The organism is Rhodococcus sp. JVH1, assembly GCF_000280725.2.
GTDB classification, from domain to species: domain Bacteria; phylum Actinomycetota; class Actinomycetes; order Mycobacteriales; family Mycobacteriaceae; genus Rhodococcus_F; species Rhodococcus_F jostii_A.
In genome coordinates, this window is sequence record NZ_CP166289.1 from 5,172,265 (window position 1) to 5,198,748 (window position 26,484).

The window sequence follows — 26,484 nt, forward strand, 5'->3', positions numbered from 1 at the left end:
CTTGCATCCGGCGAACGTGGTGATCCGGGACGGAATGCTTACGGGGGTGATCGACTTCGGCAAGATGGGCGCGGGCGATCCCGCGACCGTCACCCGGGCCCGTGGGTGGGCTGTCCTCGTGCCCTGGGTCTGATCGGGATCGGGCGGAACGGGAGGCGTGGTCTGCCCGGGGGCAAACCGGCCTGGGAACCAGCGGGTTTCGCCACCCTCGAGCGGGTCCTGGCGGCGACTTGACCGAAAGCGTCAGTGCAGGGCTAGCGGGGTTGTGGAACCTCGTCACGTGGTGGCCGCCCATAGTCCGCAAGATGATCGCCGCCAACACGGTTCGGCAGGGCTGGGGTTGCGCCTTTCCGAATCCGAAGCCGATGCGGGTGAGGTTTTCCGATACTGGGCGATGGTTTCATGAGACACCACCAGGGGATCCACTACCGGCATCGGACGACAACGCGAGATTCGGATCGGAGGGTCCGTGGATGGGTAGGGTATGCCGGTGATCGTCGCCGTCGAGGGGCCCAGTGCCGCCGGTAAGACCACGTGGTGCCTGGCCGCGGTGGGCGCGGCACCGATCACGCGATTCGAGCACGAACTCACGGCAGTCCGGCCGATGTTCACTCAGCGTCGTCTCGGATTCGCGGATGTGGTGCTGTTGTCGATCCCCGATCCACAGCAGCCGCTGCGGCAACGCATAGGGGACCCCTCTCGGCGGCGCCGTCATTTCGACCTGCATGGCCGCCTCGCCGCACCGCTGGCCGAATGGTATGCAGCGCTGGATCGACTCGACCCGGGCCGCGTCATCGACAGGTTCCCTCTCGAGCTCGACACTGCCATGCTGCCTCCGTCGCGCTCGAATCGCCACGACAGGGACCTGCTGGACAGCCTGATCGACGAACTGCCCGCATTGTGACGCACTCGCACAGCCATCGACACGAACCTGCCCGGTGCCGCAGGCGCGAACCGCATGCACGACGATGGGCACGGTCCTGACCGAACTGTCCTTGACGCGTGCGCGGCATAACGCGCTGCGGGCAGGTCGGTGAGCGGAGTCCATTCCCGTGGGACTAGAGCGTGGCTGCCTAGTGCGGACCCGATGATGGATGACGAGCGCCGCGTAGAAGGTATCCTGGGGCCTGTTCCGCCCGCCATTGCCAGGTCCGCGCTGCCGCCAAGCGAGTAGCGTGACACTGCACCAGGGTCGGGAAGATCCCCACGAGAGGCTGACGCCGTGTGTCGTGCAGCGATTCGTCGTTCGTTCGTAGCCTGGGCCGCGGCATTGATGGCGGTCCTCGCGATCCCGCTCTGCTCGTCCGCCACCGCGATCGCGGACACGCCGCCGGTCCCGGCAGCGACGACCACGGCGTTCCAGGTACCGGTGCGGTTCGTCGCAGGATGCCTGCTGCTGACCGTGCTGGCCTGCGACTACCCGCCGCCGCTGTCGACCGTGACACCGTCAGCGACGACGGGAACATCCGGGATGGTGACCTTTGCGGCGGAGCGCTCCACGACGACCTCGACCTACTGCGTCGCCGTGTCGGTGAACTGGCGGAACCTGACCACCGGCGTCGCCGGCACCACCGCTCTTGGGCTCGTGGGGCCCGACTACAGTCCGCCCACCGCACCGGAGGATCGGTGCCGATACGCCCCCGCGACGGTTATCACTGGCAGCGGCACGATCGCCGCGGTCGCCGACGTCGGCGCACACCCTCCTGTCGACGGGTACCAGATTCTGGTCCACCCGGGGTTGGGCACCTTCCCGGTCCCGTAGAGCATTTGTGCCAAATGACCGGGCCCGAGTGCGGGATCGTGTGAGAGTGTCGTGCGCAGTAGAGAATATCCAAAGACCTGTGGCGCCGTGAGGAGCCCGTGTTACCTGCCCCACCGGGCGCAGGGAATGTCCGTGGAAGGACCGTCGGTTGACCGGGGGAGGGATCGACTGGCGATACCGGGTCACCGTGGCGCGATGTGCCGGAAGAATGTGGGAGCGTCACGGCCGTTGGTTGGACGAGGGAACTCTACGGTCGGATGTTCGCCGCGGTGCTCGCGGCAGCCCCGAACGCGACGCACAGCGCGAACATGTGCTCTTGATCGACTCGACGATCGTCCGCGTCCACCAGCACTTGCCGGCACACTGGCTAGTGGCGAGGTGAGATCGGCCCGCGAGCATGGTGAGGCCTCAATTTGCGAATCGTCTAAGTTCGCAGTGCGTTTCGGGGTCGAACAACGGTGCGAGAGGACGGGCGTGCACAGCTTTCCCCATACTTATCTTCTGATGTCGATCGTGGGGATTGTTACCTGGGTTCATGAGCGGGAGGGGAAGTTGGTTGGGCTACTTCGGGGGCCGTGTCGTCGCGGTGACGGGTGCCGGCGCCGGGATCGGTCGTGAGCTTGCCGTGCAGCTCGCACGGGCGGGAGCGCGGTTGGCTCTCGCGGATCTGGAGGCGTCGGCGGTGAAGGACACGTTGGATCTGTTTGGTACGGTGTCGGGTTCCGTTTTCGCTGCCGCGGTGGATGTGTCGGACAGAGATGCGGTGTTGGAGCACGCTTCGGATGTCGGGGACAAGTTCGGCCGCGTCGATGCGGTGTTCAACAATGCCGGGATCCTGTTCGCGGGTGATGTCGTGGATTCCGAGTTCGCAACGGATCGTGGGCGTCGTCCTGTCGCTGTTGACCTGGCCGTTGGGCGATGCGGCCGCCGAGCGTCGCGCCGTCGAACGCTTCGTGGAGCCGGTCTTCAGGATTCGCGACTCTCGGTAGCCGAGCGGGTGGGCTCGAGCACGAACAGCCGGAACTCACGTCCACCGGACCGTCGATTCTCCATGAGGTAGCCGGGCCAGTAGTCGACCACCAGTTTCCAGAGATTCTCGCGTTCGTCTCCGGTGATCATCCGGACGCTCATCCGGGATTCGTGCGACCCGGCCTTCACCTGGGCTTCGTCGGCCGCACGCAGATTGACCGACCACGTCGGATGCTCGGGACGTCCCCAATTCGAGCCGGTGACGATGTACCCGTCCCCGTACGGAATGCACAGAAGGGCCGTCGTGCGCGGGGTTCCGCTTTTGCGCCCGGGGACCGTCACCTGCACGGACTGCAGTCCGGCGATGCCGATCAGGCTCACCCGGTTCCCGGTCCACGCGCGCAGGTGCGACTCCAGCCAGATGATGATCGGCGCCATCCGCATCACCCATTCGCGGGTGCCGAGCCAGCGCGCGAGTTTGCGGAGGGGGTTGCGGAGCCCCCGCGGTCGGGAGGGTGGCTTGGGGGCAGAGTTCATAGTCGCCATCATCCCTCAGATGACCGACCGGGGCCGACCGCGATGAGTTTTGCGTTCCGCCCGGGTCTACCTGTTCGGGTCTCACCGAGAGTCCTCGATTTCAGGCCTTGACCCAAACAATGGTTGAGGTTGCAGGATCGGTCAGTAGCACTTCGAGCCACTCGACAGGGAGAAACGAACATGTCCAGCACCGGAACCACGATTTCTGCAACCACGACCTCACGGATCAACCCGATGACGCTCGAACTGAGCCGCCCGTGGGCGATCGCCGCGACTACGATCGGCGCGCTCGTCCCCAACCTGGTGATCTGGCTGCTGGGATTGGCTGCCGGCGGTTCGTTCGAGATGACGGATGCCGGCAAGACCAGCAGCGTGGCGCCCGGCGGAGTCGTCATCCTGACGGTCGTTCCGATACTGATCGGAATGACACTGGCCGCGCTGATCTCGCTGAAATGGGTGGCCGTCATCCGGCCGGCCGAAGTGATCGGCGCCCTGCTGCCGCTCGCGACGATCGCCCTGACCATTCAGGCCGACTTCGACACCGCCAGCACCACCGCGCTCTCGGCCATGCACGTGGTGATCGCCGTGGCAGTCGTCGCGGGCCTGGAAGCGATGCGGCGACCCCTGGTTCGCGGCGAGCACGTCTAGGGGGTGCTGTTCACCGGCGCATGAGCCTCGATGGTGAGTGCGATGTGCTCGACGATCCGCTTCTGCGAGATCTTCGGGCTCCCGGTGAGCCAGCGCTGGTACAGAAAGGCGATCGCCCCGAACAGGGCAATCGCGTTCAGCTGGGTGTTGACGGCGTCGCGAGGTGCGCCGTCGACACCCAGGATTGTCAGTGCCGCAGCCATGGGAGTCGTGAACTCGGTGACGAGTTGTTCGCCCCGCTGGGCCAACTCCGGCACCGACTGCGCTTCGACGAACATGATGCGTCCCCGCCGCCGGTCCTGGGCGATGTAGCCGGTGAACGCTTTCACGACGTGGCGGACGAGCTCGCCCGGATCGGCAGGGCCCGTCTCGAGAGCCCCGATCAGGGTGTCCCTCGCGCCCAGGACGACGTGGTCGAGGAGGGCGACGAGTAGCGCCTCCCGATTGTCGAAACTCTCGTAGAAGTAGCGCTCGGTGAGGCCCGCCTGGCGGCAGGTCGCTCGCATCGTCGTCGCGGCCGTTCCCTCGGTTCCCATGAGCTGCAGGCCGGCCTCGATCAGTGCCGCACGCCTCGCCGCGCGCCGGTCGTCCGGCTCCTGGCCGCGCCATTTGCGCGGCGCTCCGCGAGGGTTGTCGCTGTCGGTCATTCCGTCATCGTCTCATCGATCCCGGTAACGATCGGGGAACCCCCGCGCTCCACTGTTGACATCATGCGATGTCAACAGTCATTCTGAATTGCACCACGTTCCATATCGAGCGGCATCTGGAGATCGCCATGACCACCACGGAGCTTCCGTCCCAACGCCGTTCGGCGCTGCCGTCGCTCGGGCCCGACTCGCTGACGTGGCACCGGTTCGGCGACTGGCGAACCGCGCTGCTGATCTCGTGGTCGGGCACGCTGCAGGTGATGCATCCCGTCATCGACACCGCTCTCGTGCAGCACTCGGCAGTATTCGGCAACGAGTTCGCCCGGTTGGCCCGTTCCGCGGGGCCGATCATCCGCGCGCTCTACGATCCGACGGGCGCGGAGGCCCAGATGATCCGCGACATGCACAAGGACATCAGGGGCACGACGGACGAGGGGCGGCGGTATCACGCGCTGAATCCCGGTCCCTACTTCTGGGCTCACGCCACGTTCCTGGGCACCCAGTACGTGGTCGCCGAATACTTCGGTGAACCGCTCGGCGACTCCGAGAAGGAACAGCTGTATCAGGAGTCGAAGCAGTGGTACGCGCTCTACGGGGTGTCGGCTACCAACCTGCCCGAGGCATACGCCGATTTCGTGGACTACTGGGACGAGATGGTCTGCACGGTTCTCGACAAGACCGAGACGGTGCGCAGATCGCGCGTGCTCAACGGGCAGCCGACACCCCGTCCCGACGATCGCATCCCCGCGGTTCTGTGGCGTCTCGTCGGTCCCGTGCTCGGACGGCTGCTCGTGTGGATCGCCCGCGGAACGCTGCCTCCGGCCGCCCGCGACAAGCTCGGCTGGGAGTGGTCTGCGGACGACGAGCGCAGGCTCCGGCGATTCGGCGCGGCAGTGCGGCTCGGATTCCGGTTCGTTCCCGAGCGATGGCGGCTGACGCCGGTCGCGCGGAGGGCGTGTGACGGAATGGTGTCACGCGGGCCGTTCCCGACCTCTTTGATCCCTACGCTGTAGATCATGACCAACGACGGGCTCGATCAGGCCACGAAGAACTCGACGACGTGGGACGTGCTGAATGCCGCGCACGCGATGCTGCGGACGGTGGTGCGTGGAGTGGACGCCGACGGCTGGACCCGCCCGACGCCGTGCGAACAGTGGACGGTGACCCAGGTGCTGCAGCATGCGGCGGGCGATCAACTCGCCTTCGCCGCCGCGATTACGGGAGGCCCAGGTCCTGCCGAGAATCCGTTCGCTCCGTCGGGAACCCTCGACGCGGACCCCCTGGAATTCCTCGACACCTCGCTCCTGGCCGCGGCAGACGCGTGGGCGGGCATCGACGCAACCGCCGAGTTGGTCGCGACCCCGCTGCCGCAAGGCGCACTCGCCCCGCGGATCGGTGCGGGAGCGTGCGCCCTCGACGCCGCCGTGCACGCCTGGGACATCGCCGTCGCGACCGGGCAGCCGTCGCCCCTGTCTCCCTTGGTGGCCACTGAGCTCCTGTTCGTGGCGCGCGAGATCGTCGAGCCGCTACGGCAGTACGGTGCGTACGCCCCGGTGGTCGACGGATCGGACGGCGACGAGGTCGCCGACTTGCTGCGGTACCTCGGGCGCACGCCCGACTGGGAGGCCTGACAGCTCAGGTGCGGCGTAGCCCATCGAACGTCAGCTCGACGACGGCGTCCGCGAGGTCGGCGACCGTCCCGCCGGTGCGCGGGCGGTACCACTCGATCAGCGAGTTGACCGTGCCGAACACGAGCCGGCTGGTGAGCGCGGGATCGATGCCCGGCCGCAGGTCTCCCTCTTCCGCCGCCGCGACGACGAGATCGCTGACGAACGCGTCGAACTCGCGGCGGCGGGCAAGCGCGCGACGCTCCACCGCGGTGTTGCCCCTAACGCGCAGGAGGAGCGTCACGTAGGGAAGTTCGGCGGCGAGGACCTCGACGCTGCGGCGGACGAGGTATTCGAGACGGTCGATGTACCGGCCGCTCGTCGCCTTCTCCTCGGTGGTGACCGCGAAGAGGGCGTTGAGCGCCCGCGACAGTGCCAGTTCGAGCAGCTCCGACTTCCCGGACACGTGGTGATAGATCGACGACTTCGTGATTCCCAGGCGCTGGGCCAGCACCTCCATGCTGGTGCCGTCGTAACCCTTGTCGTTGAAGACCTTGACAGCGACAGCGAGCAGCGAGTCGAGGTCGTAGCCGGGACGTCCGGGCGATCCGGTCTTCCGTGCGGGGCGTGCCGTAGTCATGCGCACAATCCTTCCAGGTGCAGAACTCCGCCGCATCGGTGCGCCGTCATCCACGGTAGCCGACCGAAGGTTCGGTTGAAGTGAGAATACCGCGACGGGCGCCTCGGCGGTGAACCACCTGCGGCGTCCGAATCAGCGGCCCATGGTCTGGGTCCGGCCCTCCTTGCGGGCCTTCGCCAGCCCCCGCCGGGCCAGAAAGCCGTTGGCGAGGAGCAGGAGGGTCTTGTTCGGCGGCGCCGCGAACCCGGCCTGGGTGTGGGGTGCATACAGCGCCTCGGTGCCCGTGACCTCGATCCAGCCGGTGTTCTGACGCGACTCGAGGCCGACGAGCTCGGCGCGATAGGCGTGGGCGAGCAGCCCTGCGCGGCGGCCGCCCTGCGGCACTCCTGCGGGCACTGTCAGACGCACGCCCTCGCTGCTCGCAGAGGTCACGTCGACCGGTACGACGGCCGGATAGCCGTCCGCCTGACGGTAGGCGAGCAGCCGGTGCGACAGCTTCGCCGCGCGCTCCCCGGTCTTGGTCGCATCCACGCGGGGGCCGGTGCCCTTCTTCGGCGGGGTCTGGGTTTCCGCGTCGACCGCGGGCAGCGGTGCGCCGAACACCTCGGGCGGACCGGTCAGGTGCAGGTCGGGCCAGGCGACTACTCGTGTCACCGTCACGGTCACCGGTACCCGGTCGGCGTAGTACGCGCTGAGCCACCGGTCCCAGAACACGCCGCGGCGTGGCTCGCCCGTGTAGGGGGTCGAGCGCCGGCCGATGTCTTCGAGTAGTTCCGGGTCGGGGGTGGGGTCGAACGTCGCGTCTCCCTGCACGAGCACGTAGCGCTGATTGGTGGAGTCGCCGATCCCGTGCTCGCGGGCGTGGTAGGCGAGCGCCACCCGGGGCTCACCGGTGATGCGTTCGAGCTTGCGGCCGAACCCCAGTGAGGTGGTGAAGCCGACCGTTCCCCGCTCGCGGTCGCGCAGCCCGAGGGGCGCCACCGCAGTCACCACGGCCCCGCCTGCGGGCGTGATATACGCGAACCCGCAGGTCAGATCGCCGCCAATGACGTCATCGACCTCGTCCGACCAGGTGATCGGCATGAGTCGAGCCTACTCAGCCGATGCGGCACCGGGCCAGTGGTCGGGGGTTGACGACACCCCGGGGTGAATATAGCTTCACTCGAAGTGAGTATTTGCTCACAAATAGTGATCGTGTATTCAACACGGCATCGAGGAGTATCCATGGACCTGACACTGACCGCGGAGCAGGAGGAGTTCCGGCAGCTGGCCCGCGACTTCTTGAACAAAGAGGTCGTCCCGCACCGCGCCGCGTGGGACCGCGCCGAATCGGTCGACACCGCGATCGTCGAGAAACTGGCCGACATCGGCTTCTTCGGCATGACAATTCCGGAGGAGTACGGCGGCCTCGGCGGCGACTACATCACGTACTGCCTCGGCATGGAGGAACTCGGGCGGGCGGACTCCGCGGTCCGGGGCATCGTGTCGGTGTCGATGGGGCTCGTGGGCAAGGTGATCCTGTCGCACGGCACCGAGGATCAGAAGCGCGAATGGCTGCCCCGCATCGCGTCCGGTGAGGCGCTCGCCTGTTTCGGGCTCACCGAGCCGGACAACGGTTCCGACCCCGGCAACCTGAAGACCCGGGCGGTACGCAGCGGCGACGACTACGTCATCAACGGTTCCAAGATCTTCATCACCAACGGCACGTGGGCGAAGCTGTGCCTGGTGTTCGCGCGCACCGGAGGTCCGGGGCCCAAGGGGGTTTCGGCTTTTCTGGTTCCGACGGACACCCCGGGATTCGCATCGCACGAGATCCACGGAAAGCTCGGACTGCGCGGGCAGGCGACGGCCGAGTTGTCCTTCACGGACGTGCGCGTGCCGGCGAGTTGCCTGCTCGGATCCGAGGGGCAGGGTTTCTCCATTGCCATGCACTCGCTGGACAAGGGCCGTGTCTCGGTGGGTGCGGGTTGCGTCGGAATCATCCAGGGCTGCCTCGAGGCTGCGGTCGACTACTCCCGCGAGCGCACGCAGTTCAACCGTCCGCTCGCCTCGTTCCAGCTCGTGCAGGACCTGATCGCCGACATGTCCGTCGACGCCGACGCGGGGAGGCTGCTCACCTGGCGGGCGGCCGACCTGATCGAGCGCGGTGAACCGTTCGGGACGGCTGCGTCCAAGGCGAAGTACTTCTGCAGCGAGGCCGCGGTTCGCGCCGCCAACAACGCAATTCAGATCTTCGGGGGGTACGGGTACGTCGACGAGTATCCCGTCGCCAAGTACCTGCGTGACGCGCGGGTGATGACGCTCTACGAGGGCACCAGTCAGATCCAGAAGCTGCTGATCGGCCGTGCGGAGACCGGGGTCAGCGCTTTCCTGTAGCGCACCGAGCGCCGAGTGACCCTTGACACATACTTCGGCGTGAATGTACGTTCAATCGTATCGAATAGCTGTTCACAATTCATGAACGCAACCTCATTGCACAATTCACAGAGAGGAATCACCGTGACCGACTACGAAGACATCACCTACGAGGTCGACGGCCCGGCTGCGGTCGTGACGATCAACCGCCCCGCGCGCTACAACGCCTTTCGTGGCAAGACCGTCGAGGAGCTGATCAAGGCTTTCCGCTCGGCGTGGGCCGACGACGCGGTGCAGGCGATCATCCTCACCGGTACGGGGGAGAAGGCGTTCTGCACCGGCGGCGACGTCAAGCAGCGCGCGGAGACCGGCGACTACGGCCCGACCGAGAGCGGAATGTTCGAAATCGGCAACCTGCACAAACTGATCCGCGACGTCCCCAAGCCCGTCATTGCGGCGGTGAACGGCATCGCCGTCGGCGGGGGGCATGTGCTCCACGTGCTCTGCGACCTCACCATCGCGTCCGAGACCGCGAAGTTCGGCCAGGCGGGTCCCCGAGTCGGTTCGTTCGATGCAGGCTTCGGGTCCGCGTTCCTGGCGCGCGTCGTCGGCGAGAAGCGCGCCCGGGAGATCTGGTACCTCTGCCGCCAGTACGACGCCGTCACCGCCGAACGATGGGGCCTGGTCAACTGGGTGGTCCCCGCCGACCGACTGCTCGACGAGGCCAAGGCCGTCGCCGCGGAGATCGCCGAGAAGAGCCCCACAACCCTGCGTTTCCTGAAGCAGTCGTTCAACGCCGACACCGACCACCAGGCCGGACTGAGCAACCTCGCGATGTCTGCGCTGGACCTGTTCACGCACTCACCCGAGGGTCTCGAGGGGGCGGCGGCGTTCGCGGAGAAGCGCAAGCCCGATTTCAACAAATACGTGAACGCCTGAGTCCGACAGCACGGGAAGTGGGAACAACCATGAGCAACACCATCGCAGTGGTCACCGGCGCGGGATCCGGCATCGGCCGCGCCATCGCGCTCGCGCTCGCCGAGCAGGGCGACACAGTGGTCGTCGCCGACCTCGACCTGCAGGCCGCGGAGAAGACGGCAGCCGACCGGCCCGACCGGCTCTTTCCGATGACCGTCGACGTCGCCGACCGGGTACAGGTCGATGCCCTGCGGGACCGGGTGACGGCCGAGGTCGGTGTCGCGAACGTTCTCGTCAACGCGGCGGGATGGGATCGCACCGACCAGTTCCTCAACGCCACAACCGAATTCGCGGAGAAGGTCGTCGCCATCAATTACCTCGGGCCCGTGCACATGTGCAGTGCATTCCTCCCCGGCATGGTGGAGGCGGGGAACGGCGGGCGCGTCGTCAACCTCGCGAGCGATGCCGGCCGTGTCGGGAGTGCGGGGGAGAGCATCTACGCCGGTGCGAAGGGCGGTGTGATCGCGCTGTCGAAGTCGCTCGCCCGGGAGATGGCCCGGTACCGGATCAACGTGAACTGCGTGTGCCCCGGTCCGACCGACACCCCGCTGTTCCAGGCGCAGGCCGAGAAACTCAAAGAGGCTCTGGTGAAGGCTATTCCGTTCCGGCGGCTCGCGCGCCCCGAGGAAGTGGCGGCGCCGGTCCTGTTCTTCGCGTCCGAATCCGCATCGTTCATCACGGGCCAGGTGATCAGCGTCAGCGGTGGCCTCACCATGGCCGGCTGACCGGCACCGGGACGGAGGACTCATCATGACGTACACGTACGATGCTCACGCCTATCGTCAGTACTTCGAGCACGATTTCACCTATCTGAACGGTTTCCGGCGTAACACCCACCGGTATGCCGATCGACTCGCGATGCAGTCCCCGTCGGCCGGCGAGAGCTGGACGTACGCCGAACTCGGTGATCGCGTCGACCGGCTCGCCACCGGGCTTGCCCACGCCGGCGTCGCACCGGGCGACGTCGTGGCCTACCAGTTGTTCAACGGTCCCGAATTCGCCCAGCTCTACCTGGCGGGGCAGGCCTGCGGTGCGGTCGGAGCCCCGATGAACTTCCGGCTCGCATCCGGGGAGACGGCGTGCATCCTCGACGCGAACCGCCCTACGGTGTTCGTCTACGACACCGAGATCGGCGAGATGGTGCGGGATGCTTTGTCGCGCGCCACACACAAGCCTGCGCTCGTCGTCGCCGTCGGATCCGGAGAACCACTGCCGGGAAACGGTTTCGAGGTGATTCGCTTCGAAGAACTGGTGGCGGAGTCGGCCTCACCGCCGAACGTGAGTCGCACGGTGTGGGACGAAACCACCCGGTTGTTCACGTCCGGAACCACAGGGATGCCCAAGGGGGTTCCGCTGAACAGCATGATCGAGATCTTCAGCGCCCACGACGTGATCATGCACTTCCCGATGACCGCGGAAGACAAGACCCTGAACATGACGCCGTGGTTCCACCGCGGCGGACTGTACTGCGCCGGGCCGAATCCCACGTTCTATCTCGGCGCCTCGCTGGTGGCGCAGCGCAGCTTCGACGCCGAGGTCACCCTCGACTACGTCGAGGAGTACGGGCTGACGTTCCTGATCGGTGCCCCGACCAACCTGGCGATGCTCGCTCGCGCACAGGAGAAGAAGCCCCGCGACCTGTCGAGCCTCAACGGCATCGTGACGATGGGCGCGCCCCTCGAACGGGAAGCGGCACTGCACTATCAGAAGGTGCTGAATCCCCGCATCTTCAACGGGTACGGCAGCACCGAAGGATTCTGGAACACCTTCCTCCGGCCCACCGATCTGCCGGAAATGGCCGGGACCGCCGGGCGGGCCTGCATCGACGACGACGTCGCCGTGGTCCGGCTGTTCGACGACCGCCTCGCCGACGCTCACGAGACGGTAGCCAAGGACGGCACCGAGATCGGTGAGGTCATCGTCCGCTCACCGAAGGGCGCCAACGCCTACTTCGATGCCCCGGAACAGGAGAGACGGAAGTTCCGGAACGGCTGGCTCCACATCGGCGATCTGGCCACGTGGGACGGCAAGGAGTTCGTGACGATCGTCGGCCGCAAGGACGACATGCTCCTGTCCGGCGGCGAGAACGTGCACCCCGTGCAGATCGAGGAAGCGCTGGGCGAACATCCGGCGGTCACGGATTCGCTGGTGGTCGGGGTTCCCGACGACAAGTGGGGGCAGGTCGTCGTCGCATACGTCGTCACCGCCGCACCGGCCCCCTCCGCGGACGATCTGGACGACTTCTGCCGCAGGCACCCGATGCTGTCGCAGTTCAAGCGCCCCCGCGCCTACCGCTTCGTGGAGTCACTCCCCGTGTCAGCGACGGGAAAGAAGTTGCACTACAAGGCCACCGACACCGCGCGCCGGGAATTCGAGAGCGGGGAATTTGTCGTCCCGAGTGCCCGCGGATCCCACACCCTGAGCTCGTAAAGGACACCGTCATGACCATCGAATTCGAGTCCGAGCACCACCAGTTCCGCGATAGTGTCCGCAGCTTCGTGCGCGAGCGGATCGTCCCGCGGCACGAGCAGTGGGAAAGTGAAAGCTGCCTCGACCCGGCACTGTTCACCGACGCGGGTAAGCAGGGGCTGCTGGGTTTCCCGGTTCCCGAAGCCTACGGCGGCCCCGGCGTCGAGGACTTCCGCTACAACGCGATCGTCGTCGACGAGGTCAACAGGGTGGGCGCCGCCGCCGCGGGCATCGCGTTCTCTCTGCAGAACGACGTCGTGCTGCCGTACCTGACGGACATGACGACCGAGGAGCAGAAGGCTCGCTGGCTTCCCGGAACCGTCACCGGTGAGACAATTCTCGGTATCGCGATGACCGAGCCGGGCACCGGCAGCGACCTCACCGGAATCCGCACCACGGCAGTGCGCGACGGCGACCATTACGTGGTGAACGGCAGCAAGACGTTCATCTCCAACGGTCAGAACGGCACACTCTTCGTCGTCGCCGTGCGCACGTCGGCGGACAAACACAAGGGGCTCTCGCTGCTCGTCGTCGAATCCGACACACCGGGGTTCTCCCGGGGCCGCAACCTCGAGAAAATCGGGCTGCACGCCCAGGACACGAGCGAGCTGACGTTCACCGACATGCGCGTGCCGGTCGCCAACCTCCTCGGCGAGGAGGGGCAAGGTTTCTATCAGCTCGTCCACAATCTGCCGCAGGAGCGACTGTCCTTGTCCGTCGGCGCGGTCTCGGCCGCCGAGGGCGTACTCGAGCAGACCCTGGAATACGTGAAGGAACGCAGCGCCTTCGGAAAGCCGATCGCCGGTTTCCAGAACACCCAGTTCGTTCTCGCGGAACTGGCCACGGAACTCGATCTGGCCCGCACCTATCTCGACGACTGCATCCGGCAGCACGTACGCGGAGAGCTGACGCCGGCCCGTGCGGCGCGGCTCAAGTGGTGGACCACCGAACTGCAGGTTCGCGTCGCCGACCGCTGCCTGCAGCTGCACGGCGGCTACGGGTACATGCGCGAGTACGCGGTGGCGCGCGCGTTCGTGGACTCCCGGATCCAGACGATCTACGGCGGTACCACCGAGATCATGAAGACCATCGTGGCGAAGGATCTCGGTATCTGACCCGGGCCCGACTGCGGATCCGGACCCGTGCGGGATACTGTGAATACTCGTTCACCGCAGGTTCTGCCAGCAAGGAGAGGTCATCTGTCATGGCGAAGGACACGCCCGCCCTTCCACTCGACGAAGCCGTCCGCGCCGTCCGCGTCAGCTCGAGGCGACGCCAGGTGCTCGACGCCGCGGTCACCGTGATGCAGCGGACCGGCTTCCACCAGATGTCCATGCAGGCGCTGGCCGACGAGGCCCAGGTGAGTGTCGGGCTGATCTACAAGTACTTCGGCGGCAAGGAGGACATCCTCCTCGCCACGATCGTCGAGATCCTCGACGCCTTCCGCGATCAGCTCGAACCCGCGATGGACGCAGCGGGAACCGACCCCGTCGAGCGGCTCGTGGCCGGGTTCCGGCGCTATGTGGAGATCGTCGACGAGAATCTGGATGCCGTCGTGCTGACGTACCGCGAGAGTCGGACACTCGACCAGGACGGGCGTGAGCGGATCAAGGAACTCGAGGTGGCGACGTCCAAGCCGCTCCACGACGCCCTCGACGCCGCGATCGCCGCGGGTATCGCGAGCGATCTCGACGTCGACCTGACGACGTTCGACATGATGATGCTCGCGCACGGGTGGGCGCTCAAGCACTGGCACTTCGCGGCCCGCTACACGGTGGACCAATACATCACGGCGCAAACACGATTCATTCTCCGCACCGTGCTGTCGGACCGGAGCGCCGACACGTACCGACACCTGACGGAGTGACCGCGCATACGCTGGCCGGATGACCCGATGGCAGTTCGACGGGGAGATCACGGGCCTGGGCACCGGCTCGGGCGTGCGCATCGTCGTCGGACACTGGTCGCGATCGCCGTTCGGTGAGTTCACGGACGTCATGGTCGAACTCGCCGACGGTCACCGCGTGCTCCTCGCCCCGTCCGACGCGGTGCGTGACTTCGTCACCGCGACCTACGTCTTCGAAGAGACCGTGATCACGCCTGTGCGGCGCTCGCGGTCCGGCGGCAGTCGGACCGTCGAGGCCGGGGACCTGCGCGTGAGCGTCCAAGTCGGCGCCCGCACCATGCTCGGGCGCCTGCTGAACGTGATTCCGCGCGCCGTCGCGAGTGCACCGTGGTTCTGTGTGGTCAGCGACCCGATCGCCCGCGTCGCTCTCCGCGGTGTGCGCACCCGTGGCACCGCAGGCAACGGGCGTCGCGAGTACTACGGCGCCGTCGATCAGCGGCGGCTGGTGGGAATGTCCGGATCCTGGCGCGGCCGGGACCTCGGCCCGTTGCGGCCCGTGGATCCGCCCGTCCGCTTCGGGTTCGGCTCGACGCCGCGGACCCCGGCTGCCACGTCGATCGTCACCACGATCGTCGACTAGTCGAAGAGGGTGGGGGCCTCACCCGGCTGTTCCCGGTCGGCCGGTTCGACCTCGCCTGCCGGGCTCGTCGCCTTGTGCACCACGGACAGGGTGGTCGTCCGAACCGAGAGCCGATGTCCGTCGGGATGCTGCAGCGACGCCATGCCCTTGCTGACCTCGACCACCAGCCAGGGACCGGCGTGACCGGACGCCTGCACCAGATCGCCCACCTGTATCTGTACGGCTACCACCGCTTCCTCCCAAGGTCTACTGCATCGGCCTAGGCCCAGCGTAGCGACATCGGCGGGTGTCAGCCGAGTGACGGGAACTCGATCGGATGAGACCGGACCGGCAGCTCGATATGATGCTCATCGAGGTCTGTCCGAGAACTCCACGACTGATCCGAGCATGCACGATGACGCGACAGTGGTCACGGCGGTCAATCGGAGCGCTGCCGCGGCGCGGCGCAGCGTCCCCACGGGCGGTTTTCGATGCGGACGCGCACCAGATGCCTGCACGTCTGATATCGCTCCTGGTGCGCCCGACCACCCCGCCGTTGTGGCTGGGGATCGTGGTCGCCGCCACCGTGATCACCGTGGAAACGGTTGTGGTGCATCAACTCGACCAGGTCGCGCCGCAGAATGCATTCGGTGCGGTGTTCCTGCTCGGAGTTCTGGTGGTCTCGGCCCGGTGGGGATTCGCGCTGTCGGTGATGACGACGCTGGTGAGCGCACTCGTCTACGTCTACTTCCACCTCCAGGTGGAGGGCACCCTCCTTCCGGCCAAAGCGAGCGACTGGGTGGCCGTCGTGGTCTTCCTGCCCGTCGCGCTCGTAGCCAACCTCATGGCGGGGCAGGCCAGATTGCGCACAGCGGAAGCGGTATTGCGGCGCCGAGAGGCAGAGGCGAGCCGGGACGAACTCGCGATCCTCGCCGAACACCAGGCCGCACTACGCAGAGTGGCAACATTGGCAGCGCGTGGTGTGAGCCCGACAGAGGTGTTCACAGCGGTGGCCGAAGAACTCGCGCTGTGGCTGCATGTGGTCGACGCTATGTTGCTTCGCTACGAGGGAGACGGAACCGGGACGTTGGTCGCCGTTCGATACGAGCCGGGGGAAAGTCGGATGCCTGTCACCGGCGACACGATCTCGACGGAGGGCGACGACGTCGGGGCGATCGTATTGCGCACCGGCCACGGGGCCAGGATCGACAACCACGCACACGTCGGTGGGGCAGTCGCGACGCGCATTCGTGCCGAGGGCTTCGGATCGATCGTGGGAGTCCCGATCGTCGTGGACGGACGGGTGTGGGGCGCGGCGATCGTCGGATCGCGGCGCACCGAGCCGCTGCCCGCGGACACCGAGACCCGACTCGGTGATTTCGCCGATCTCGTCGCGACCGCGATCGCCAATGCGGCAACCCGTGCCGAACTGATCGCCTCGCGGGCCAGGATCGTCGCGGCGGCCGACGACGCGCGGCGCCGCCTGGAACGCGATCTGCACGACGGGGCCCAGCAGCGGCTGGTGTCGTTGGGACTGGAGGTGCGTATGGCGGAGGCGTCGGTGCCGGCCGAGTGGGTGGACGTGAGGGAGCAGTTGTCGGCCATCGCGTCGGGGCTCACGGGCGTGTCGGAGGATCTGCGAGAGCTCTCGCACGGAATCCATCCGGCGATCCTGTCGAAGGGCGGGCTGGGATCGGCGGTGCGGACGCTGGCCCGTCGTTCGGCGGTCCCCGTTGCTCTCGATGTCGCGCTCGAGGGCCGGTTCACCGAATCGGTCGAGGTGGCCGCCTACTATGTGGTCGCCGAGGCGCTCACCAATGCCGCCAAGCACGCCCGCGCCTCCGAGGTGGCCGTGTCCCTGCGGGCGGAGGACGGCACTCTGCACCTGGTGATCGGGGACGACGGCGTCGGCGGCGCCTCGTCCGGTGCGGGCTCCGGGCTCATCGGACTGCACGACCGTGTCGAGGCACTCGGCGGCCACATGCGGATCACGAGTCCACCCGGTCACGGGACCACGCTGGACATCACCATCCCGGTCGTCGGCGAGTGACCGAGGAGATCTTCCTGTTAGCGGGAATGCGTACCGGTGAGTACCGGGTCGACCATGGAACTCATGGTGTTGCAACTCGGTCGTCCACGGTGCCTGATCGTCGACGACAGCCCACGTTTCTCGGATACTGCCCGGCGACTGCTCGAGCAGCAGGGCATCACGGTGGTCGGTACGGCGTCGAACACCGCCGACGCGGTCCGGTCGGCCGCGGAGTTGCAGCCCGATGTCATCCTCGTCGACGTCGAACTCGGACCGGAGAGCGGATTCGACCTCGCGGAGCGGCTCGACGACGAGCCGTACCCGGGCGCGGTGATCCTGATTTCCACCCACGCCGAGCAGGACCTGGCGGACTTGATCGCCGGGAGCCCCGCGGTGGGCTTCGTGTCGAAGTCCGATCTGTCGTCCGATGCGATCCGGGACGTGCTCCGCGCCGGTGACGGAACCGAAGGGGAGCGGGTGGCCCCGGTCAGCGGGCCTCGGGGAAGGTGACGACCGCGAGTACTCGTCGGTGATCGTCGCCGGTCTCCGGGAGGTTCAGTTTGGTGAGGATGCTGCGTACGTGTTTCTCGACGGTGCCTTCGGTGACCCACACCCGGCGAGCGATGCCGGCATTGGAACGTCCTTCCGCCATGAGGGCCAGTACCTCCCGCTCCCGCGCACTGAGTGCGGCGAGCGGGTCGTTGCGCCTGCGGGCGGAAACCAACTCCTGAACCAGCGCAGGGTCGACGACGGAGGCCCCCGCGGCGATGCGCTGGAGAGTATCGATGAAATCGTCCACGTCGGTGATGCGGCTCTCGAGCAGGTAGCCGATTCCCCGGCCGCTGGCCGGTAGCTCCATCGCGTGTACGGCGGCGTGCGCCGACAGGACCAGGATGCCGACTTCGGGGAATTCGTCGCGGATCGCCCGGGCTGCGTCGAGGCCTTCGGTGGTGTGGGTCGGGCGCTCGCTCCCGGACCAGGTCGAGGAGTGTGGTTGCGTCGCCTGCCTGTTCCAGGACGTCGAAGCCGGAGCGGGTGAGCAGGCTCGCCACACCCTCGCGGAGCAGGACGTCGTCTTCGGCCAGGATCACGCGCAGCCGTGTCGTCACCGGACCGCTCTCCGGACTTCCGCCTGGAATTCGGCCATCGTCGACCCCGAGTTTCCCCGTTTGTGAGAAAAACGCCCGATCACCGTCGGAGCGACCGACTTCGAGAATACTTCATCGGCCCCCGGCCCGACACGCATGACGCCGTCTTGCACACACCGAACAGTCATGGAATTGCAGCTACCTGGAAGACCGAGATTGCAGCTGGTTGCACCCGCAAGCTCCTGCTGGCAGTGGCGACGACGGGCACCGTTTCCGCGACGATTTACATCAATGGTCGTTCGATCATCAACCCATCACCTGCTCCCCGCAAGTCGGTGCAGCACAGAAAGAAAATGAAGGTGAGAACAATGAACAAGTTCGCAATTCGCGCGTCGGTCGCCGTGGCCGCAATCGCGCCGCTGATCGCCCTCGGTGCCGGAACCGCCTCCGCCGCAACAGTACCCAATGGAGTGGTTACACCTGCTGCTCGCGTCGTGCCGGATGCAGGTCCCGTGACGGACCTTCCGAATCCGGGTTTCCCGTGGGGCTGGCCGGGGGCGACAGGTCCTTTCGGACCCGGACGGGGGGATGTGGGGCCTTTCCACGGAGGGTTCGGCGAATTCGGGGGCTTCGGTCACTTCGGTCGCTTCGGTCACGGTGGGTTCTAGCGGAGGTGTATCCCGGAACACCGCACAGGGTCTACGGCGACAATCACGAGGAACTCGACCAGGGCATTCGCGGCATCGCCGTTGAACAGACTCTGCGCTAACGACTTCGGAGCGTACTGGTTGGGTGTGGACCGCCGGTCACCAGCCGAAGGGATCACGGTCCGCGCCGGGCACCCACGTATTGCCGGTGTCGGTCCACTGACGCTGTTTGATCATCTTGCGGGCTGCCCGGTGATTGCGTCCGATGAGCCGGTCGAGGTAGAGATGCCCCGCGAGATGATCGGTTTCGTGCTGCAGGCAGCGGGCCAGATAGCCGGTGCACTCGACGGAGATCGGTTTGTTGTCGACGTCCACGCCGACCACTCGCGCCCAGTCGGCTCGGCCCGTCGGGTAACGCTCGCCCGGAACGGAAAGGCATCCCTCGAGGTCGTCCGGGTCGGGCATGGTCTCGGGCAGAGGTGAAGTCTCGAGTACCGGATTGATGACGTGCCCTCGATGCCGTCGGGCGTCGTCGATCAGGTCGTACACGAAGATTGCTCTCGGGTCTCCGACTTGGTTGGCGGCCAGTCCGGCCCCGTGAGCGGCGGTGTTGGTCTCGTGCAGGTCGTCGACGAAGGCGGCGAGTTCGCTGTCGAACGCGGTGACCCTCACCGCTGGTGTGGTCAGTCTGGTGTCTCCGGCAATGAGGATCGGTCGAATAGCCATGCGAAAGAGGGTACTCAAATATGAGTACTCCGGTAGAACTGATGGCATGAATCCCACGCGGCTGTTCGTCCTCGGCGCTCTCGCCAAGCGGGGACCCATGCACGGTCACCAACTGCGTCGAGACGCGCGTCTGGATCGAGCCGAACTGTGGTCACAGGTGAAGCCCGGGTCGCTCTACGGTGCGTTGCATCGGCTCGCGGACGAGGGTCTGATCCGGCCGTTGCGGACAGAGCAGGACGGTGCGCTGCCCGCGAGAACCGTGTACGAGATCACGGCGGAAGGCGCCAGGGAACTACGAGCGCTTCGCGACGAGGCGTTCACCGAGTACGAACTCAAACCGGACCCCGTCGACCTCGCACTGGCTGTGAGCGCAGACCTCGACCGAGAGGTGCTTCGCGGCTACGTCGAGGACCGCATCGCGGTCCTCGCGGCACGCGAGCTGCAGTTCGATCACCAGCTCGATCGCCGATGGCCCGACCAGAGTGCGGCGGACGATCTCATCGTCGCCCATGCCAAGATGCGCATCCAGACCGAGATCGACTGGCACAAGAAAGTGCTCGCCGACATCGACAAGCTGGAGGCACGCTGATCCGCGGAGAGGAGCAAGCGGTCAACGGCGCCCGCCGGAACGGAGTCGTCGGGCGTGCCGCCTACGGTCGGCTTCGGTCATCCCGCCCCAGATTCCGTACGGTTCGTCGGCTGCCAGGGCATGGTCGCGGCACTGGGTGAGCACAGGGCAGTCCTGGCAGATCTGCTGGGCGTTCGCTTCGCGACGGGCGCGGGCATGACCGCGCTCGCCGTCGGGGGAGAAGAACACCGACGATGCGACTCCGCGGCATGAGGCCAGCTCGCGCCAGTCCTCGGCATCGGGTGCGGCCTCGGGGGCCGGTGTTCGTGACGTTTCTGCCAACAGCAACTGCGTTCCTTCCGTTCCCGGCTCGTGGAACAGGGCCACGTGTCGGGAAACAGATATCGATGTTCTTCGTGTGAGCGTCGGTATCGGTTACGGGCGTTTCCAGTAACAAACCGGACGGCCTGTTTCAAAGGTATACCGGACGACCACTCGCCTGCGCCACCGGGTCGGATGTCCAGCAGTGCGGGGTGCGGGAGCCGGTGGAAGCCGGTTTCCGCGATGCAGGTCATGGACGGGCCGCGACGACGAGCGACGCCATCGCCCTCAGTCCTTCGTGGGTGGGGTGCAGGGGCATGGTGAACGATCGGGGTACGAGGCCTTCGAACCACCGTCGGTCGGATCCGGCGCACGCATCGTGTCCCACCGCGGCGGCGGCCACGTCGACGAAGTACGCGCCATTGCGCCGCGCCGCGTCGGCGAGAACGTCGTTCATTTTCACGAAGAACTGCACGACGAAGGCGGCGTCGGCGTCGCTCGTGGGGATGTAGGGCCAGCAACCGCGGTCGCCGAAGATGCCCCCGTGCCCCACCACGAGCACCGTTGCGGCGGGGGACTTCCCGGTGATCGCAGCCAGGGTGGCGGACACCTTCGGGCCGAGCACAGTGAGGGCGTCGTTCATGCGCCGGGCAGTGGTGGCGTCGGAGCGACAGTTCGCGTCGAGTCCCGGGACGAATGTGTAGCAGGGTTCCACCAAGGACGACCAGGCGATGTCGTTTCCCCCGATGCTGACGGTGACGAGCGTCGTGTCCGGCTGGAGTGCCCCGATCTGCGGTGGCTGCGCTCCGGTGATGGTGAATTGTGGTGTATTCGTGATGTTTTCGGTCTTCGCCCCGGCGCACGCCCGGCTGACGTAGGATGCCGCGCGCAGAGTGTCGGCGACGATCTGCGGGTACGCGTCCGATGTGCGGAAGCACCCGTCTCGAATCGACAGCGGGTCGTGAGGCGACCCGGTGGCCCGCGAATCACCCAACGCGACGTACCGGATGGCGGAGTCCGGCGCGGCGTCGGCAATGGCGACATGCGACCACGGGAGTGCGAGCGCCACCACGCACCCGGCGAGGACCGCCGACAGCGCCGACCTCACGGGAACGCTTCGAGGACGACCGGATGGTGGGGGACCGGCGGGTTTTTCGTCATTACTCATCATATTGCGGTGCACCGGATATCGACCTGACTTCGACGGACTCGGCTCCATGCGAGTCTGCGAAAGTCGCGGACTTCGCGTCACGCTGAGTCCAATCGGTGACATCCGTCGCCGCGTTGTTGAAGGCTGAACTAAGACTTCCGACCGATCAAGGAGCCACACCATGTCTCGTGAACTACACCTCGCCGGCTTCCTCATCGCCTCGCACGTCACCCACTCCCACGCCGCCTGGCGGCACCCGGCGTCGGAGACCGACTACCTCGGACCCGATTACTACCGGCGCGTGGCGCAGACACTCGAACGCGGAAAGTTCGACTTCCTGTTCTTCGCCGATCTCCTCGCCACGCCCGTTCGATACGGCAACGACATCCGTGTCCCGCTGAGCAGTGGAACGCAGGCGTCGGCGACCATCGATCCCTCGCTGGTGGCGGCTGGCCTGGCCAACGTGACCGAGAAGATCGGTCTGGCGATCACCAAGTCCACCACCTACTTCCACCCGTACGAGGTGGCGCGGATCTTCGCCACCCTCGACCACCTGTCCCGGGGCCGGGCGGGCTGGAACGTCGTCACCTCGCTCAATCAGGCGGAGGCCCAGAACTTCGGCATCGAGAACCACCTCGGTCACGACGAGCGGTACGACCGCGCCCAGGAATTCCTCGAGGTCGCATTCAAGCTCTGGGGGAGCTGGGATCGTGACGCCCTGGTGCAGGACAAGGCGTCGGGTGTGTTCGCCGATCCCGACAAGGTGCGCACCGTCGACCACGAGGGCGAGTGGTTCAAGACGCGCGGACCGTTGACGGTGCCGCAATCACCGCAGAGCCGTCCCGTGATCATCCAGGCCGGGTCCTCCTCGGTCGGTAAGGACTTCGCTGCCCGCTGGGCGGAGGCGATCTTCGAGATCGACCCGACGAGTGAGGGCCGCAAGGCCTACTACGACGACGTGAAGTCGCGTGCATCGAACTTCGGGCGCAACCCCGAGGACATCAAGATCTTCCCGTCGTTCGTGCCGTTCGTCGGGGAGACCGAGTCGATCGCGCGGGAGAAGCAGGCGTTCCACAACGAACTCGCCGACCCCATCTCCGGCCTGATCACGATGTCGGTGCACACCGATCACGACTTCTCGCAGTACGACCTCGACGCCCCGATCGAGGATGTCGTCGTGCCGGGCACCCAGGGGTTGTTCGACGTCGCGCGCCGGCTCAGCGTCAAGGACAACCTCACGTTGCGCGACATCGGCAAGCTGTATGCCCAGGGTGTGCTGCTGCCGCAGTTCGTCGGGACGGCGTCGCAGATCGCCGATCAGATCGAGGAAGGATTCCTCGGCGGGGAGGCGGACGGGTACATCCTGTCGGCGGCCCAGGCGCCGGGAACGTTCGTCGACTTCGTCGACCTCGTCGTTCCCGAGTTGCAGCGGCGTGGACTCTTCCGCACCGACTACACCGGAAGCACCTTGCGCGACCACCTCGGTCTGGGCGGCGCGAGTCTCACTCCCGCACCGCGCGGAGTGGCCGTCGGCGCCTGACGTCGGCAGGTCGAGCGAGATCTCCAGGAGGGATTCGGGCTACCGACGTAACTCAGATACTGCTAGTCTCCGAAATATGAGCATCTTCGGCGGTCGGAACTATCCCCGGATCGACCTGGACGGCGCTGTCGTCGTCGTGACCGGGGGAGGGCGGGGCATCGGTCGCGCCACCGCCGAACTGTTCGCGGCCAGGGGCGCAACCGTGTGCATCGGTGACCTCGATCACGCGGTCGCCGACGAGACCGCGGCGGAGATCGGTGCCCGCGCGTACACAGTCGATGTCACGTCCGCGGAGTCGTGGCGGCGGTTCGTCGATGCGGTGCTGGCGGACTGCGACCGCATCGACGTGCTGGTCAACAACGCCGGCGTCATGCCGCTCGGTGGCTTCCTCGAGGAATCCGACGCAACCAGCCGGATGACCATGAACGTCAACGTGTGGGGTCCGCTGCACGGGATGCGAATGGTGTTGCCCGGCATGGTCGAGCGCGGGCGTGGTCACATCGTCAACGTCGCATCCATGGCCGGCAAGCTGCCCGTGCCCGGGATGGCCGTCTACAACGCCAGCAAGTTCGGGGCGGTGGGACTCTCCGCCGCCGTCCGGGCCGAGTTCGCTCCCGCCGGAGTCAGTGTGAGCACCATCCTTCCCAGCGCGGTGCGCACCGGACTGTCTTCCGGTGTGCCGCTGGGCGGCGGGATGCCGACCGTCGACCCGGAGGATGTGGCGGAGGCCATCGTCCGAACGCTCGACCATCGTCGCGCCGAAACCGCTGTGCCCCGTTACCTCGCCGGGTGGGATCTGATCGACGCCGTGGTCCCGGAGCGTCTCCTCGATCTCGGCCGCCGTCTGATCGACGACCGGCGGGCGCTCACTGCCGTCGACCCCGTCGGGCGGGCCGACTACGACCGCCGGCTCGCCCGCCAGTCGCAGACGCCGTAGCGCTACGCCATCAGCGGGGCCAGTCGTTCCGCGTGCTCGCGCAGCGACGGGACGTGGCGCAGCATGAGGTGTTCGTGATCGACGTGTCCCGACAGGGCGAGACTGCCGACGAGTGCGCCCGTGCCGGACCGGAGGGGGACCGCGACGCAGGCCGACGCGTCCCGGAGCTCCGCGAGTTGGGTGGCGAAGCCCTGGCTTCGGATCAGGTCCAGATTCGCGAGCAGCTCGCTCCGCGCGACGATCGTGCGGGCCGTCAGCGCCCGTGGCTCCCACCGCGGAATCACGGATTCGAGTTCCGACTTCTCCGCGAGAAGGAGTTTGCCGACCGCGCACGCGTAGAGGTGCTGGTTGAGAAACGACTCGTCCTCCGGCGGCGGGTATTCGGGGTCGGCGTCGGCTGTGCGGACGGCCACGTTGGTGTAGTAGAACAGGTGGACTCCGAAGCGCACCGACAGTCGTAGTTCGGCGAGAACCTCACGCGCCGCCGCACACACGGTGGGCACGACGGCGGCGTCGACGAGGATCCCGATCTTCTGGCCCAGCGCGAACCCGGACAGGTCGGGGAGCCGCACCACATAGCCTTCGCCCACGAGAATGTTGAGCAGTCGATACGTGGTCGCCGACGGCATCGACAGGCGGGCCGCGATGTCTTTCGCGGTCACACCCGAGCCGGCCCGGGCCACCTCCTCGAGCACCCGCAGCGCGCTGGTGACGGCCTTCGGCTGCCGCCCCGACAGGGCTCTGTCGTCGGCGCTCACCGGCGGACCTCCCACGGGCGGTACCGGCCCAGCAGGTCGTCGGCCACGGCCTCGTCGTACACACCCATCCGTTCTCCGATTCCGGGGGATCTCCTGGCGCGGATCGCGAAGACCGCGGCGCCGACAAGCATCAGAAGCACGTAGACGGCGGTCGCCGCGCCCGCGACATACGTGCGCGAGAACGCCGCCCACCCGACCAGGGCGACCATCGCCGTCGCCGTCAGCACACCGATGATCAGGGGAAGCCGAGTGAGTTCGCCGATCCGCCGGAGGAACGCCGGCGTCGCGACGCACAGCAGCACGTACGCGAGGACGTAACCGTGGGCGGACACGGCGAGGAGTCCGATCAGGACTTCGCGGCTCGAACCGCTGACGAACAGGTAGAGGACGGGCACCGCGACGACGACCGGCATCGCCGCCGTCAATGCCACGTGCGGGGTGTGGAACCTGTGGTGCGTCCGGCCGAACACGCTCGGGACCACCCCTTCGCGGCCCATCGCGAACAGGGTCCGCGACAGCGCCGTCGTCGAACCGAGGACGCATGCGAACCAGGAGGCGGTGATGCCGAGTTCCATGACGATCGACAGCGCCGACGAACCGGCGCCCGACGTGTCGGGCAACGTGAGGACGATCGGCAGCGAATCGACTCCCTGCCGCACCGGCTCCGGCAACTGCAGGGCGGCCGCGAACACGTAGAGAACGCCCAGGGCGATGGGGGTCCACCGGATGGCGCGCGGGACGGCGACGAACGGGTTGCGGGCTTCCCGCGCCACCGTGCCCGCACTCTCGAAACCGACGAACGACGTGATCGCGAGCAGCACGGCGAACCCGACCGCGGAACCCGATTTCGCGCCGCCCGCGGTCGGGGTCGCGCCTTCGCGAACCGATTGCACGAACGCGACCACCAGCGCGGCGGAGGCGGCCACGATCGCGAACACCTCGATGGCCAGCATGATCCGCGCCGACAGTGTCACGCCCCGGACCATCAGGAGAAGGGCGAGAAGCCCGACGATCGCGGCGAGGACCGCGATGAGAGGCGTCCCCGCCGGAAGCCCGACTCGCCCGAGCAGCGCGGCGAGGTAACTCGCGGCACCGAGCGTGCTCGCCATGGCCGCGGCCGCGTAGCCGACGAGCAGCGACCAGCCCCCGCCGAAACCGGGCACCGGCCCGAGTCCCTTCACGATGTAGCTGTAGAGACCGCTGACCGCCACCATGCGGGTGGCGAACTGTCCGATGCAGTAGCCGACCGCCGTCATCAGAATCGCCGCCGCGACGAACACCGCGATGGTGGCCCGGCCCGCGTCGGGTATGACGAGAGCAGGCAAAGTGACCATCACGGCCGACGGTGCGACTGCGGACACGGACTGTCCGAGCACCTGGACGAAACTCAGACGCGCCCGCTCGAGACCGGCGACCGGTGATCTAGTTCTGATTCTCGGTGTACCGGACACCACGCACCTGCTCTCTACACTTTCCGGCCGGCCCCGCGCGAGTGATCAACCCGGGGCTGCATGAGTTGCACGCTAGCGCAGGAGACGAGCGCGATGCGCCGATCGGAATTAATTTTCGATCACCTCGAATGAGAATGGCCGGGGAATTCGTTCCCGATTCCGGGGCCTGCGACGCCGCACACGGCGGATCAA

At 66.9% G+C, this 26,484-nt stretch carries 30 protein-coding genes and 1 pseudogene; 20 read left to right on the top strand and 11 right to left on the bottom strand.

The window, feature by feature from the left end:
* Position 1 precedes the first annotated feature (1 nt).
* From JVH1_RS23965 to JVH1_RS23980, 4 genes are all read left to right on the top strand, one after another.
* Positions 2-133 carry a phosphotransferase gene (locus JVH1_RS23965; protein ID WP_009475334.1) on the top strand — a complete coding sequence of 44 codons (132 nt, stop codon included), beginning with the start codon at positions 2-4 and terminating at the stop codon, positions 131-133.
* A 351-nt stretch (positions 134-484) separates the two neighbouring features.
* A complete protein-coding gene (locus JVH1_RS23970; protein ID WP_009475332.1) occupies positions 485-904 on the top strand; it encodes a hypothetical protein in 420 nt (139 codons plus the stop codon).
* A gap of 318 nt (positions 905-1,222) precedes the next feature.
* On the top strand, positions 1,223-1,762 hold the full coding sequence (locus JVH1_RS23975; protein WP_009475331.1) for a hypothetical protein: 540 nt from the start codon (positions 1,223-1,225) through the stop codon (positions 1,760-1,762).
* Between the two features lie 535 nt (positions 1,763-2,297).
* Positions 2,298-2,822 carry an SDR family NAD(P)-dependent oxidoreductase gene (locus JVH1_RS23980; protein ID WP_083849735.1) on the top strand — a complete coding sequence of 175 codons (525 nt, stop codon included), beginning with the start codon at positions 2,298-2,300 and terminating at the stop codon, positions 2,820-2,822.
* Here JVH1_RS23980 and JVH1_RS23985 read toward each other — a convergent pair.
* Positions 2,729-3,268 (bottom strand): nitroreductase family deazaflavin-dependent oxidoreductase, encoded by a 540-nt coding sequence (locus JVH1_RS23985; protein WP_009475328.1) that lies wholly within the window; start codon positions 3,266-3,268, stop codon positions 2,729-2,731. The two genes, JVH1_RS23980 and JVH1_RS23985, sit on opposite strands and share 94 nt — an antisense overlap.
* Before the next feature lie 180 nt (positions 3,269-3,448).
* Between JVH1_RS23985 and JVH1_RS23990 the strand changes: the two genes are divergently transcribed.
* Complete coding sequence (locus JVH1_RS23990) at positions 3,449-3,916, top strand: DUF6069 family protein (protein ID WP_009475327.1); 468 nt, start codon at positions 3,449-3,451, stop codon at positions 3,914-3,916.
* Here the strand turns inward: JVH1_RS23990 and JVH1_RS23995 are convergent.
* A complete protein-coding gene (locus tag JVH1_RS23995) occupies positions 3,913-4,563 on the bottom strand; it encodes a TetR/AcrR family transcriptional regulator (RefSeq protein WP_009475326.1) in 651 nt (216 codons plus the stop codon). The genes JVH1_RS23990 and JVH1_RS23995 overlap by 4 nt on opposite strands.
* A 68-nt stretch (positions 4,564-4,631) precedes the next feature.
* Here JVH1_RS23995 and JVH1_RS24000 point away from each other — a divergent pair, with 68 nt between their 5' ends.
* Together JVH1_RS24000 and JVH1_RS24005 are read left to right on the top strand one after the other, a co-directional pair.
* A complete protein-coding gene (locus tag JVH1_RS24000; protein WP_009475325.1) occupies positions 4,632-5,576 on the top strand; it encodes an oxygenase MpaB family protein in 945 nt (314 codons plus the stop codon).
* A 3-nt stretch (positions 5,577-5,579) separates the two neighbouring features.
* Entirely contained in the window at positions 5,580-6,194 is a 615-nt protein-coding gene (locus tag JVH1_RS24005; RefSeq protein WP_009475324.1) for a TIGR03086 family metal-binding protein, read from the top strand.
* Positions 6,195-6,198: 4 nt separating this feature from the next.
* Here the strand turns inward: JVH1_RS24005 and JVH1_RS24010 are convergent, their stop codons facing one another.
* Complete coding sequence (locus JVH1_RS24010) at positions 6,199-6,810, bottom strand: TetR/AcrR family transcriptional regulator (protein WP_005250938.1); 612 nt, start codon at positions 6,808-6,810, stop codon at positions 6,199-6,201.
* A 132-nt stretch (positions 6,811-6,942) separates the two neighbouring features.
* A complete protein-coding gene (locus tag JVH1_RS24015; protein ID WP_009475323.1) occupies positions 6,943-7,893 on the bottom strand; it encodes a hypothetical protein in 951 nt (316 codons plus the stop codon).
* A 141-nt stretch (positions 7,894-8,034) separates the two neighbouring features.
* Between JVH1_RS24015 and JVH1_RS24020 the strand changes: the two genes are divergently transcribed.
* From JVH1_RS24020 to JVH1_RS24050, 7 genes are all read left to right on the top strand, one after another.
* Positions 8,035-9,186, top strand: a complete 1,152-nt coding sequence (locus JVH1_RS24020; RefSeq protein WP_009475322.1) for an acyl-CoA dehydrogenase family protein — start codon at positions 8,035-8,037, stop codon at positions 9,184-9,186.
* Between the two features lie 123 nt (positions 9,187-9,309).
* On the top strand, positions 9,310-10,104 hold the full coding sequence (locus JVH1_RS24025) for an enoyl-CoA hydratase-related protein (RefSeq protein ID WP_009475321.1): 795 nt from the start codon (positions 9,310-9,312) through the stop codon (positions 10,102-10,104).
* 29 nt (positions 10,105-10,133) lie between these two features.
* On the top strand, positions 10,134-10,868 hold the full coding sequence (locus JVH1_RS24030; RefSeq protein ID WP_009475320.1) for an SDR family NAD(P)-dependent oxidoreductase: 735 nt from the start codon (positions 10,134-10,136) through the stop codon (positions 10,866-10,868).
* 25 nt (positions 10,869-10,893) lie between these two features.
* Positions 10,894-12,573 (top strand): class I adenylate-forming enzyme family protein, encoded by a 1,680-nt coding sequence (locus JVH1_RS24035; RefSeq protein ID WP_009475319.1) that lies wholly within the window; start codon positions 10,894-10,896, stop codon positions 12,571-12,573.
* 11 nt (positions 12,574-12,584) lie between these two features.
* Positions 12,585-13,727, top strand: coding sequence for an acyl-CoA dehydrogenase family protein (locus JVH1_RS24040; RefSeq protein ID WP_009475318.1), 1,143 nt, complete (start codon positions 12,585-12,587; stop codon positions 13,725-13,727).
* An 89-nt stretch (positions 13,728-13,816) separates the two neighbouring features.
* Positions 13,817-14,479 carry a TetR/AcrR family transcriptional regulator gene (locus JVH1_RS24045; protein ID WP_009475317.1) on the top strand — a complete coding sequence of 221 codons (663 nt, stop codon included), beginning with the start codon at positions 13,817-13,819 and terminating at the stop codon, positions 14,477-14,479.
* 19 nt (positions 14,480-14,498) lie between these two features.
* Positions 14,499-15,098, top strand: coding sequence for a hypothetical protein (locus JVH1_RS24050; RefSeq protein WP_009475316.1), 600 nt, complete (start codon positions 14,499-14,501; stop codon positions 15,096-15,098).
* On the opposite strand, the gene JVH1_RS24055 is transcribed toward JVH1_RS24050, so the two are convergent.
* Entirely contained in the window at positions 15,095-15,328 is a 234-nt protein-coding gene (locus tag JVH1_RS24055) for a hypothetical protein (protein WP_009475315.1), read from the bottom strand. The genes JVH1_RS24050 and JVH1_RS24055 overlap by 4 nt on opposite strands.
* A 257-nt stretch (positions 15,329-15,585) precedes the next feature.
* Here JVH1_RS24055 and JVH1_RS24060 point away from each other — a divergent pair, with 257 nt between their 5' ends.
* Together JVH1_RS24060 and JVH1_RS24065 are read left to right on the top strand one after the other, a co-directional pair.
* Entirely contained in the window at positions 15,586-17,127 is a 1,542-nt protein-coding gene (locus JVH1_RS24060) for a DUF4118 domain-containing protein (protein WP_009475314.1), read from the top strand.
* A gap of 54 nt (positions 17,128-17,181) precedes the next feature.
* The gene (locus tag JVH1_RS24065; RefSeq protein ID WP_043779179.1) at positions 17,182-17,616 is read left to right on the top strand and encodes a LytTR family DNA-binding domain-containing protein; all 435 of its coding nucleotides are present in this window, start codon (positions 17,182-17,184) and stop codon (positions 17,614-17,616) included.
* Here the strand turns inward: JVH1_RS24065 and JVH1_RS24070 are convergent.
* Positions 17,594-18,215 (bottom strand): annotated as a pseudogene (locus JVH1_RS24070) (LuxR C-terminal-related transcriptional regulator). The gene JVH1_RS24065 and the pseudogene JVH1_RS24070 overlap by 23 nt on opposite strands.
* Between JVH1_RS24070 and JVH1_RS24075 the strand changes: the two are divergent.
* Positions 18,206-18,862 carry a hypothetical protein gene (locus JVH1_RS24075; RefSeq protein ID WP_237735134.1) on the top strand — a complete coding sequence of 219 codons (657 nt, stop codon included), beginning with the start codon at positions 18,206-18,208 and terminating at the stop codon, positions 18,860-18,862. The pseudogene JVH1_RS24070 and the gene JVH1_RS24075 sit on opposite strands and share 10 nt — an antisense overlap.
* A 138-nt stretch (positions 18,863-19,000) precedes the next feature.
* On the opposite strand, the gene JVH1_RS24080 is transcribed toward JVH1_RS24075, so the two are convergent.
* A complete protein-coding gene (locus JVH1_RS24080; RefSeq protein ID WP_009475310.1) occupies positions 19,001-19,567 on the bottom strand; it encodes a peptide deformylase in 567 nt (188 codons plus the stop codon).
* Positions 19,568-19,613: 46 nt separating this feature from the next.
* Here JVH1_RS24080 and JVH1_RS24085 point away from each other — a divergent pair, with 46 nt between their 5' ends.
* Complete coding sequence (locus tag JVH1_RS24085; RefSeq protein WP_009475309.1) at positions 19,614-20,156, top strand: PadR family transcriptional regulator; 543 nt, start codon at positions 19,614-19,616, stop codon at positions 20,154-20,156.
* A gap of 21 nt (positions 20,157-20,177) precedes the next feature.
* On the opposite strand, the gene JVH1_RS24090 is transcribed toward JVH1_RS24085, so the two are convergent.
* Both JVH1_RS24090 and JVH1_RS24095 read right to left on the bottom strand, forming a co-directional pair.
* Positions 20,178-20,483, bottom strand: a complete 306-nt coding sequence (locus tag JVH1_RS24090; protein WP_011595325.1) for a WhiB family transcriptional regulator — start codon at positions 20,481-20,483, stop codon at positions 20,178-20,180.
* A 223-nt stretch (positions 20,484-20,706) separates the two neighbouring features.
* The gene (locus JVH1_RS24095) at positions 20,707-21,564 is read right to left on the bottom strand and encodes an SGNH/GDSL hydrolase family protein (RefSeq protein ID WP_009475307.1); all 858 of its coding nucleotides are present in this window, start codon (positions 21,562-21,564) and stop codon (positions 20,707-20,709) included.
* 223 nt (positions 21,565-21,787) lie between these two features.
* Between JVH1_RS24095 and JVH1_RS24100 the strand changes: the two genes are divergently transcribed.
* A complete protein-coding gene (locus JVH1_RS24100) occupies positions 21,788-23,146 on the top strand; it encodes an LLM class flavin-dependent oxidoreductase (protein WP_009475306.1) in 1,359 nt (452 codons plus the stop codon).
* A gap of 76 nt (positions 23,147-23,222) precedes the next feature.
* Positions 23,223-24,083 carry an SDR family oxidoreductase gene (locus JVH1_RS24105; protein ID WP_009475305.1) on the top strand — a complete coding sequence of 287 codons (861 nt, stop codon included), beginning with the start codon at positions 23,223-23,225 and terminating at the stop codon, positions 24,081-24,083.
* 2 nt (positions 24,084-24,085) lie between these two features.
* Here JVH1_RS24105 and JVH1_RS24110 read toward each other — a convergent pair whose 3' ends face one another.
* Positions 24,086-24,841: an IclR family transcriptional regulator gene (locus JVH1_RS24110; protein ID WP_009475304.1), complete on the bottom strand. Its 756-nt coding sequence runs from the start codon at positions 24,839-24,841 to the stop codon at positions 24,086-24,088.
* Positions 24,838-26,292 (bottom strand): APC family permease, encoded by a 1,455-nt coding sequence (locus JVH1_RS24115; RefSeq protein ID WP_009475303.1) that lies wholly within the window; start codon positions 26,290-26,292, stop codon positions 24,838-24,840. The genes JVH1_RS24110 and JVH1_RS24115 overlap by 4 nt, the downstream gene beginning before the upstream one ends.
* Between the last annotated feature and the right edge of the window lie 192 nt (positions 26,293-26,484).

Coding starts and splice junctions, on each gene's coding strand:
- JVH1_RS24100 (WP_009475306.1), top strand. CDS start 21,788: ATGTCTCGTGAACTACACCTCGCCGGCTTCCTCATCGCCTCGCACGTC.
- JVH1_RS24030 (WP_009475320.1), top strand. CDS start 10,134: ATGAGCAACACCATCGCAGTGGTCACCGGCGCGGGATCCGGCATCGGC.
- JVH1_RS24060 (WP_009475314.1), top strand. CDS start 15,586: ATGCCTGCACGTCTGATATCGCTCCTGGTGCGCCCGACCACCCCGCCG.
- JVH1_RS24005 (WP_009475324.1), top strand. CDS start 5,580: ATGACCAACGACGGGCTCGATCAGGCCACGAAGAACTCGACGACGTGG.
- JVH1_RS24065 (WP_043779179.1), top strand. CDS start 17,182: ATGGAACTCATGGTGTTGCAACTCGGTCGTCCACGGTGCCTGATCGTC.
- JVH1_RS24105 (WP_009475305.1), top strand. CDS start 23,223: ATGAGCATCTTCGGCGGTCGGAACTATCCCCGGATCGACCTGGACGGC.
- JVH1_RS24040 (WP_009475318.1), top strand. CDS start 12,585: ATGACCATCGAATTCGAGTCCGAGCACCACCAGTTCCGCGATAGTGTC.
- JVH1_RS24035 (WP_009475319.1), top strand. CDS start 10,894: ATGACGTACACGTACGATGCTCACGCCTATCGTCAGTACTTCGAGCAC.
- JVH1_RS24045 (WP_009475317.1), top strand. CDS start 13,817: ATGGCGAAGGACACGCCCGCCCTTCCACTCGACGAAGCCGTCCGCGCC.
- JVH1_RS23985 (WP_009475328.1), bottom strand. CDS start 3,268: ATGAACTCTGCCCCCAAGCCACCCTCCCGACCGCGGGGGCTCCGCAAC.
- JVH1_RS24085 (WP_009475309.1), top strand. CDS start 19,614: ATGAATCCCACGCGGCTGTTCGTCCTCGGCGCTCTCGCCAAGCGGGGA.
- JVH1_RS23995 (WP_009475326.1), bottom strand. CDS start 4,563: ATGACCGACAGCGACAACCCTCGCGGAGCGCCGCGCAAATGGCGCGGC.
- JVH1_RS23980 (WP_083849735.1), top strand. CDS start 2,298: ATGAGCGGGAGGGGAAGTTGGTTGGGCTACTTCGGGGGCCGTGTCGTC.
- JVH1_RS24015 (WP_009475323.1), bottom strand. CDS start 7,893: ATGCCGATCACCTGGTCGGACGAGGTCGATGACGTCATTGGCGGCGAT.
- JVH1_RS23970 (WP_009475332.1), top strand. CDS start 485: ATGCCGGTGATCGTCGCCGTCGAGGGGCCCAGTGCCGCCGGTAAGACC.
- JVH1_RS24020 (WP_009475322.1), top strand. CDS start 8,035: ATGGACCTGACACTGACCGCGGAGCAGGAGGAGTTCCGGCAGCTGGCC.
- JVH1_RS24050 (WP_009475316.1), top strand. CDS start 14,499: ATGACCCGATGGCAGTTCGACGGGGAGATCACGGGCCTGGGCACCGGC.
- JVH1_RS24000 (WP_009475325.1), top strand. CDS start 4,632: ATGTCAACAGTCATTCTGAATTGCACCACGTTCCATATCGAGCGGCAT.
- JVH1_RS24080 (WP_009475310.1), bottom strand. CDS start 19,567: ATGGCTATTCGACCGATCCTCATTGCCGGAGACACCAGACTGACCACA.
- JVH1_RS24010 (WP_005250938.1), bottom strand. CDS start 6,810: ATGACTACGGCACGCCCCGCACGGAAGACCGGATCGCCCGGACGTCCC.
- JVH1_RS23990 (WP_009475327.1), top strand. CDS start 3,449: ATGTCCAGCACCGGAACCACGATTTCTGCAACCACGACCTCACGGATC.